The sequence below is a fragment of the Pseudactinotalea sp. genome, assembly GCF_048594945.1.
Taxonomy (GTDB): domain Bacteria; phylum Actinomycetota; class Actinomycetes; order Actinomycetales; family Beutenbergiaceae; genus Pseudactinotalea.
Map to the genome: position 1 here is coordinate 1 of NZ_JBMDXJ010000206.1, position 7,647 is coordinate 7,647.

The 7,647-nt window shown below is 70.1% G+C and carries 7 protein-coding genes, 1 tRNA gene, 1 pseudogene and 1 riboswitch; of the genes and pseudogenes, 2 read left to right on the top strand and 7 right to left on the bottom strand.

All coding sequences use genetic code 11. From position 1 onward, the window contains the following. Positions 1 to 72: 72 nt before the first annotated feature. A tRNA-Ser gene (locus ACOJSN_RS09035) sits at positions 73 to 148 on the bottom strand. Here ACOJSN_RS09035 and ACOJSN_RS09040 point away from each other — a divergent pair. Next, entirely contained in the window at positions 122 to 706 is a 585-nt protein-coding gene (locus ACOJSN_RS09040; RefSeq protein ID WP_420112168.1) for a hypothetical protein, read from the top strand. The genes ACOJSN_RS09035 and ACOJSN_RS09040 overlap by 27 nt on opposite strands. 26 nt (positions 707 to 732) lie before the next feature. Then, positions 733 to 1,557 (top strand): annotated as a pseudogene (gene ddaH / locus ACOJSN_RS09045) (dimethylargininase); the annotation flags it as partial. 3 nt (positions 1,558 to 1,560) lie between these two features. Here the strand turns inward: ddaH and ACOJSN_RS09050 are convergent. From ACOJSN_RS09050 to ACOJSN_RS09075, 6 genes are all read right to left on the bottom strand, one after another. After that, the gene (locus ACOJSN_RS09050) at positions 1,561 to 2,484 is read right to left on the bottom strand and encodes a universal stress protein (protein ID WP_420112169.1); all 924 of its coding nucleotides are present in this window, start codon (positions 2,482 to 2,484) and stop codon (positions 1,561 to 1,563) included. Between the two features lie 132 nt (positions 2,485 to 2,616). Then, complete coding sequence (locus ACOJSN_RS09055; protein ID WP_420112170.1) at positions 2,617 to 3,789, bottom strand: Gfo/Idh/MocA family protein; 1,173 nt, start codon at positions 3,787 to 3,789, stop codon at positions 2,617 to 2,619. A 29-nt stretch (positions 3,790 to 3,818) separates the two neighbouring features. Continuing rightward, positions 3,819 to 4,901: a Gfo/Idh/MocA family protein gene (locus ACOJSN_RS09060; RefSeq protein ID WP_420112171.1), complete on the bottom strand. Its 1,083-nt coding sequence runs from the start codon at positions 4,899 to 4,901 to the stop codon at positions 3,819 to 3,821. Further along, positions 4,898 to 5,629 (bottom strand): ThuA domain-containing protein, encoded by a 732-nt coding sequence (locus ACOJSN_RS09065; RefSeq protein ID WP_420112172.1) that lies wholly within the window; start codon positions 5,627 to 5,629, stop codon positions 4,898 to 4,900. The genes ACOJSN_RS09060 and ACOJSN_RS09065 overlap by 4 nt, the downstream gene beginning before the upstream one ends. A 140-nt stretch (positions 5,630 to 5,769) precedes the next feature. After that, on the bottom strand, positions 5,770 to 6,552 hold the full coding sequence (locus ACOJSN_RS09070) for a C40 family peptidase (protein ID WP_420112173.1): 783 nt from the start codon (positions 6,550 to 6,552) through the stop codon (positions 5,770 to 5,772). Between the two features lie 2 nt (positions 6,553 to 6,554). Beyond that, positions 6,555 to 6,720, bottom strand: a riboswitch (cyclic di-AMP (ydaO/yuaA leader). 166 nt (positions 6,721 to 6,886) lie between these two features. Beyond that, positions 6,887 to 7,570, bottom strand: coding sequence for an iron dependent repressor, metal binding and dimerization domain protein (locus ACOJSN_RS09075; protein WP_420112174.1), 684 nt, complete (start codon positions 7,568 to 7,570; stop codon positions 6,887 to 6,889). Positions 7,571 to 7,647: the final 77 nt, after the last annotated feature.

The following is a 7,647-nucleotide window of genomic DNA, read 5'->3' on the forward strand; positions in this document are numbered from 1 at the left end:
GGCTGGCTCTGGATCGCCACCCTCTGCGGAGTCTTGCTCGTCGACACGGGGATCTGAGCGGCGCGAGCACTGTGGTGCCCCCGAATGGATTCGAACCATCGACCTACCGCTAAGTAGTCGGATGCTCTATCCCCAGAGCTACGGGGCCGGGGACGATCCCATCTTCACAGGTCTGCGCGCCCGTGCGTGCACGCCGTCCCAGGCTGAGCACGTGGTGGAGTCCGTGACGAGTCGCACGATCGACCTCCCGGCGGGAGTTGCCTTCGATCGGCTGACGGCGCTGCGCAACCACGAGCGGCTGATCCCCCTCACCACGATCGAGGCGCCGTCGCGGCGACCGCGGGTGGGGGACGTCGTCGTCGCGACCACAGCAGGCCTGATCATCGACACGATGGAACTGGTGAGGTACGAGCCCCCGGCGAGTCACGCCGTCGGGCGGGCGACATGGATCAAGCAGGGCCCGGCACTGCACGGCGAGGCCGAGATCCTCGTGACGCGACTGAGCGAGGGCGCATGCCGAGTGGACTGGATCGAGCGGGACATCCGGATTCCTGGACAGCCGCTCACCACCCGCCCGCTGACCGCAGCGACCGGCGTCATGACCCGACTGGCACTCGCCCGGTTCGACCGGCTCGTCCGCGCCTCGACACGGAACCGTCCGCCGCGCGGCCACCCCGGCGCGCCGCGATCGCACATGGTTCGATGAGCCGTCTCATGATGTGAGAATGGCCGCGCTCCGGCCACCCCGTACGAGAAGAGAACCCGCCCGTGCGCCACTACCTCATGTGCCCACCCACGCACTACACGGTCGTCTACCAGATCAACCCCTGGATGCACCCCGAGGAACCAACCGACCCCGAGCTCGCGATGCGGCAGTGGGAGACACTGCGCGACACCTACCTGGAGCTCGGCCACCAGGTAGACCTGATCGACCCGCTGCCCGACTACCCGGACATGGTCTACGCCGCGAACGGCGCCACCGTGGTCGACGGCGTGGCCTACGGCGCGAGCTTCACCTACCCACAGCGGCAAGCGGAGGGACCGGCCTACCTCGCTCGGCTGGCCGAACTGGGATTCACGCCGGTCGAGGCCACCGCAACCAACGAGGGCGAGGGCGACATGCTCGTCACCTCGAAGGCGATCCTCGCCGGCACGGGGTTCCGCAGCAGCGTGGCCGCCCACCACGAGCTGCAGGAGGCCGTGGGCCGGGCGGTGGTCTCGCTCACGCTCGTGGATCCGAGCTACTACCACCTCGACACCGCGCTCGCCGTGATCGACGACGACCTCATCGCCTACTACCCGCCCGCCTTCTCCCCCGGCAGCCGGTCCGCGCTGGAGCACCTGTTCCCGGACGCGATCATCGCCAGCGACGCCGATGCCAAGGTTCTCGGCCTCAACGCCGTTTCCGACGGCACCAACGTGATCGTCGCGCCCGCCGCCCGCGATCTCGCCGAGGCCTTGCAGGCGCGCGGCTACAACCCGATCCCCGTCGACACCAGCGAGCTCCTCAAAGGTGGCGGCGGCGCCAAGTGCTGCACGCTGGAGCTGCGACCCTGAGCGTCAGCTCGCCCACGGGGCGATCGGAGGCAACCCCTCGTCCTGCACGCGCGTGGGCACCACCATCACGGGGCAGGCGCTGTGGTGCAGCAGCGCCTGCGACGTCGACCCCAGCAACATGCCCGCGAAGCCCCCGCGACCCCGGGTCCCCACGACCACCAGGTCCACGGCGGTGGAGAACTCCGCCAGCAGCGCCGAGCCGGTGCCGTCGAGCGCGTGCCGCCGCACCGTCAGGTCCCGGCCCTCGAGTGCACGGTCCACGGTGACGTCGAGCCCCGCCTTGCAGTCAGCGAGCAACGTCTCGCTGTCCACACTGGTGGGCAGCCATCCCAGCAGCCCGGTGCCCGAGCCGATCGGGATGCCGCTCACCGCGGTGAGGTCGGCCTCCCACACGGTCGCTTCCTCGATGGCGCGCGCGAGCGCACCCTTGGCGGAGGGAGAACCATCGACGCCGACGACGATCCGCCGGATCGGAATCGCCAGCTCGGCACCCTCCCGGTACGGGACCACCACGGTGGGACAGTGCGCGTGCGCAGGCAGCGCCGAGGAGACCGTGCCGAGGATGCGCTCGGCGAACCCGCTCTTGCCCCGCGTCCCGACCACCGCCAGGCAGACGTCCTTGGACGCCTCGACCAGCACGCCTGCCGGGTCACCGGTCTCGAGCGAGGTGGTCACCTCGACGCCGGACGCGGCCACCCGCGCGACCGCCTCGTCGAGAGCGGCCTGCGCGCCATCTCGGATCGCGGCGTCGTCAAGGGTCGCGTAGCCGCCGTCGAGCGAGGCCGCCGCGAACGTCGGCAGCGCGTAGGCACACACGATGTGCAATCGCCACCCGATCTTCGCGGCGTGCGCAGCCGCCCAGTCGAGCGCGTGCAGGCTCGGCGCCGATCCGTCGACGCCTGCCATCACTACCTTGTCGTGGGTCATGACCGTTTCACCGCCATCATGTGGGCAACTCTTGACCCGATTGTGCCTTGTCTACCGGCACTCGGGCACCACAACGCGCGCTCGGTTCACCCCGAGAGACCCACGAGCGCATCGGGTCCGCTCAGGCAGCGGTCAGATCGACGTCCACCCCGCGTTCTGCTCGGCGCTGCGCTCGACAGCAGCCAGCAGCCGCTGGATCGCCGCACCCTCCTCGAAGGAGGGGCTGGGGTCCTCGCCCGAGGCGATCGCGTGCAGGAAGTCACGGGACTGGTTGACGAACGTGTGCTCGTAGCCGAGACCGTGGCCGGGCGGCCACCACGCGTCGATGTAGGGATGCGTGGGCTCGGTGACGTCGATCCGGGTGAAGCCGGCACGGTCGCCGGCGGCAGCGTCGTAGTACCGCAGGCCGTTCATGTCCTCGAACTCGAACACGAGCGAACCCGCCGACCCGTTGACCTCGAGCACGATGTGGTTCTTGCGCCCGGTCGCGAATCTGGTCGCCTCGAACGTGGCGAGTGCCCCGCCGTCGGTCCGGGCGATCAGCACGGCGGCGTCATCGACCGTCACCTCGCCGGTCTCTGCTCCGGAGCCGGCGGTGGCAGCGCCGAGCGCGCCGTCCCCTTCCGGGAGCGGACGGTTCTTGATGAAGGTCTCGGTCTGCGCGGCGAGGCCGTTGATGCTCTGGCCAGTCACGAACTGGGCCATGTCGAGCACGTGCGCGCCGATGTCGCCGAGCGCACCAGACCCGGCCACGTCCTTGCGCAGCCGCCACACGAGCGGGAACTCCGGGTCGGTGATCCAGTCCTGCAGGTACTGCCCGCGGATATGCCGGATCTCGCCGATCGCGCCCTCGGCGACAAGCCGCCGCATGAGGGCGACGGCGGGAACGCGCCGATAGCTGAAACCCACCATCGAGCGCACACCCTGGGCACGCGCCGCCGCGGCGGCCGCGGCCATCCGCTCGGCCTCCTCGACCGAGTTCGCGAGCGGCTTCTCGCACAGCACGTGCTTGCCGGCGGCCAGCGCCGCAATCGCGATCTCGGCGTGGGTGTCGCCCGGAGTGCAGATGTCGACGGCGTCGATGTCGTCGCGTTGGATCACCTCGCGCCAGTCGGTGGCTGACTCGCGCCAGCCCAACCGCTCGGCCGCGGCGGCCGCCTTGGCGCCGTCGCGGCCGACCACCACCGCCATCTCCGGATCCGCGGCCAGATCGAAGAACCTGTGCACGTTCCGCCACGCCTGCGAGTGTGCGGCCCCCATGAAGGCGTACCCGATCATCGCGATCCGCACGTTGTCCTGTGCCATGCCGTGACCTCCTCGTCCCGTTCCTGTGCTCACACCGCCGCGGGGTCGTCGCCCAGCGGCACCGGTTGTGGTCGCTCGCAGCGGCTGCGCACCGGCACCACCGCACCGGCGGCCGCCGACTCCAGCACCCGCTCGAGCACCTCGTTCACGTGGTAGCCGAGCTCCAGCGACTGCCTGTGTGGCTCTCCGGCCGCGTGGGCGCGCGCGAGATCGGACAGGCCGTACCCGCGGCCGGAATCCCGGTAGCCGGCGAGGTTCTCGACCGGTTCGAAGGTGCGCTGGCGACCGAGGGCGACCTCGCCGCCGAACGTGTTGGGGTCGGGCACAGCAACCGTCCCCTCGGTGCCGTAGACCTCGATCCGGGGCAGGGTGCTCGCGACCACGTCGAAGCTCACCACGAGCGTGCTCACGGCCCCACCGACGTGGCGCAGCAGCGTGCTCACGGTCGTCTCGACCTCCACGGGGAAGGTCTCCCCCGCACGTGGTGCACCCTGGGGTGCCACCCGCACCTCACGCGGGCTCGCCGACATCGCCGTCACCGACTCGACCGGCCCGAGCAACGTGACCAACGAGGTCACGTAATAGGGACCCATGTCGAGCAGGGGTCCTCCGCCGGTCGCGTAGTAGAACGCCGGGTTGGGGTGCCAAGACTCGTGACCGGCCCCGAGCATGAACGCCGTGGCGGCCACGGGCTGGCCGATGTCGCCCCGGTCGATGAGGGCGCGCGCGGTCTGGGTGCCGGTGCCGAGCACGGTGTCCGGTGCCGATCCCACCCGAAGCCCAGCCGTGGTGGCCGCCGCGACCATCGCGTCGGCCTCCTCGATCGAGGTCGCGAACGGCTTCTCGAGGTAGACGTGCTTGCCCGCCTGCAACGCGGCGATGGTCAGCGGCGCGTGCGCCTGTGGAGTGGTGAGGTTGAGCACCACGTCCACATCGTCGCTCGCGAACAGCTCGTCCACGCTTCGCGCTGGAATGCCCTGGGCCTGCGCCACGGCATCGGCGTTGCTGGCGAGCGCGTCGGCCACGGCCACCAGCCGCAGGTTGGACAGCCGTGGCAACGCTGCCAGGTATTGCCGGGAGATGTTGCCCGCGCCGAGCAGGCCGACCCTCATCGGCTCGACCACAGCAGCCCCCGCTTGATGATCACGTCGACGGTCTCGTCCTCGAGCACATCGACCCGGTGCCCGGGCGTGCTGACGAAGATCTTGCCCTTGCCCCACAACCGGGTCCAGACGGCCGGAGACGGCACCTCACGGTGCCACGGGTCCCAGGCGCGCACCTTCTGCGTGGTGGTCGCGAGCACGTCGATGTAGGAGTCGGCGAGCACCCAGTACTGCTCGGTTACCAGCGAGAACTGCTCGATCCCGGCCATGATCGGGTGCTCGCGCCCGAGATCGCTGACCTCGACCGTGTACGGCACGTAGTTGTCCTCCATGCCGCCCACGCGCTCCTCGGGAGCCTTGCCCGGGTGGGTCGCGAACTGGCCGCCTACGAGGTGCAGGTAGTCGCTGCTGTTGCGGTAGGAGTCGGCGATACCACCGTGCCAGCCGGCGAAGCCGGTGCCGGCCTCGACCGCCGCGATCAATCCCTTGAGCTGGTCGCGTTCGATCGTGCTCATCGTGTTGCACTGCACGATCAGATCGGTCGCCGCCATGCGCTCGGCGTCGGCGTACGGCGCAGGACTGTCGAAGACCTCCACCTCGAAGCCGTTCTCGCGCAGGAACGGGAGGTATCGGTCGGTCGCCTCGACCGGCTGGTGACCGTCCCAGCCGCCCCGGACGACGACGGCACGGCGGGGTCGGGTGGGGTCGAACCCCGGGATCGTGGCGGTGAGCGTCACTGCGTTGCCTCTATTTCGCGGGTTGCACAACAAATCGAAACGATCGTAGCGCGTCCTGGCTCACGAGGCGAGGAGCGCCCGGTGCGCGAGAAGGCCCGCACCGGGACCGGTGCGGGCCTTCTCGTGACGAATGAGGCGAATCAGCCGACTCGGATGAAGACCGGGTTCGACATGTAGATCACGCTCTCGTACAGCGCGGTGCCCGGGCTGCGGGCAGCGATGTGGTTCCCGTTGCCGGTGTAGATGCCGACGTGGCCGGGGGCCCACACGAGGTCGCCAGGGCGAGCCTCGGAGGCGGACACCACGGTTCCGGCGTACCGCTGGGCGGACGACGTCCGAGGCAGGTTGATGCCGGCCTGGGCGAACACGTACATCGTGAAGCCCGAGCAGTCGAAGCCCGAGGGGCTCGCGCCACCGTGGACGTACGGCACGCCGACGTAGCGTCGCGCGATGTCGACGATCGTGGAGCCGCTCGGGTTGGCGGGCGCACTCGCGGTTGCGACCTCGGTGCGCTCGTTGGTCCGCGATGCGGCGGCCGTGGTCGTGGTGCCCGCGTAGGTGGGGCGCTCCACCACCGGCGGGGGCGGCGGGGGCGGCGGCGGCTCGGAGCTGACGGTCTCGGCGGTAGCCGAGAAGGCCCACTCGGCGTCGGCGTCGACCGTGATGGTCGGCGACGTCGCGATGGCGTCGTCGTCGTCGGTGACGGTGGTCAGGTTAGCCATCGAGACCGGTCCGCGTGCTGCGGAGCTGTCGATGCCGCCGGCGACGCTGGCGGACGCGGTGAGCGTCAGCACGATGCCGGACGAGGCTGCGACGACAACCGCACGGCGAGCCGCGGGACCGGTGAGGGTCGAACCGACCGTGGTGAGCGGGGTCGTCGGCCGAGCGGCCGAGCGATGCCTCGCGGAGGTGGAACGGGACACGTGATACCTCTCCTGTCGCCTGCGAAGTGAGCTGTCGGGTTCGGGTGGGAGAACACCCGGTCCGCCGGCCCGGCCGAAGCCGGTCCGGGAGGACTTCACCCCAAGGCGCCGGAGCGCCGGAAGTGGTTCCTCCGCCCCTGTCATGTGTGGATAGAACGGCCTCGTTCCGGTGACAGGGCTAGGCGCCGGATCAAGGACTCGCTGGAGGAGGGATCCGGCGAGCGCTGTCACGCTACCCGACGATGCGGCGAATTGTCACGTTCAGGTCACGGTCGGCTGGGTGGGTCGGGGTGACATTTGTCACTCAGGAGGGTGAGGGTCGCCCCCAGACCGGTCAGGACGCGGCGACGAACAGGTGCTTGGCGAGGTCGTCGCCGAGCTCGAGCTCGGACTGGCTGCCGGATACGCCGAGCACGAGCACGGACTCTTCGCGCCGCACCTGCACCAGGACCCCGGGCCTGATGCCGAGCTCCTCCATCTGCGCGAGCAGTCCGACGTCGACCTGCAACGGCTCGCCGACACGGACCAGCCGCAGCTCCACGGAATCGGTCGGAGCGACCTCGACCAGGCTCACCACGGCCTCATCAGCGGCCGGGTCGACGCCGAGCTCGTCGAGCCCGGGAATCGGGTTGCCGTAAGGGTCGTACTTGGGCCGGTCCAGCAACTCGATCAGCCGGCGCTCGACCTGCTCGCTCATCACGTGCTCCCACCGGCACGCCTCCTCGTGGACGTGCGGCCAGTCGAGGCCGATGACATCGACGAGCAGCCGCTCGGCCAGGCGATGCTTGCGCATGACGTGCATCGCACGCGCCTGTCCGAGCTCGGTGAGCTCGAGGTGCCGGTCGTCGCTCACGACCATGAGGCCGTCGCGCTCCAGCCGGGCAACGGTCTGGGAGACGGTCGGGCCCGAGTGACCGAGTCGCTCGGCGATGCGCGCGCGCATCGGCAGGATGCCTTCTTCCAGCAACTCGAAGACCGTCTTGAGGTACATCTCCGTCGTGTCGATCAGGTCGCTCACCGCGCCGCCTCCCCATTCGCCCGCGGCCGGTGCTGGCGGCCGCCCTCACAGGGTAGTTGCTCGTGCGCGCGAGCCGC

Bases quoted from the DNA above. Each gene is read 5' to 3' on its own strand.
- ACOJSN_RS09060 (WP_420112171.1), bottom strand. From the start codon at position 4,901: ATGAGGGTCGGCCTGCTCGGCGCGGGCAACATCTCCCGGCAATACCTG.
- ACOJSN_RS09040 (WP_420112168.1), top strand. From the start codon at position 122: ATGCTCTATCCCCAGAGCTACGGGGCCGGGGACGATCCCATCTTCACA.
- ACOJSN_RS09055 (WP_420112170.1), bottom strand. From the start codon at position 3,789: ATGGCACAGGACAACGTGCGGATCGCGATGATCGGGTACGCCTTCATG.
- ACOJSN_RS09050 (WP_420112169.1), bottom strand. From the start codon at position 2,484: ATGACCCACGACAAGGTAGTGATGGCAGGCGTCGACGGATCGGCGCCG.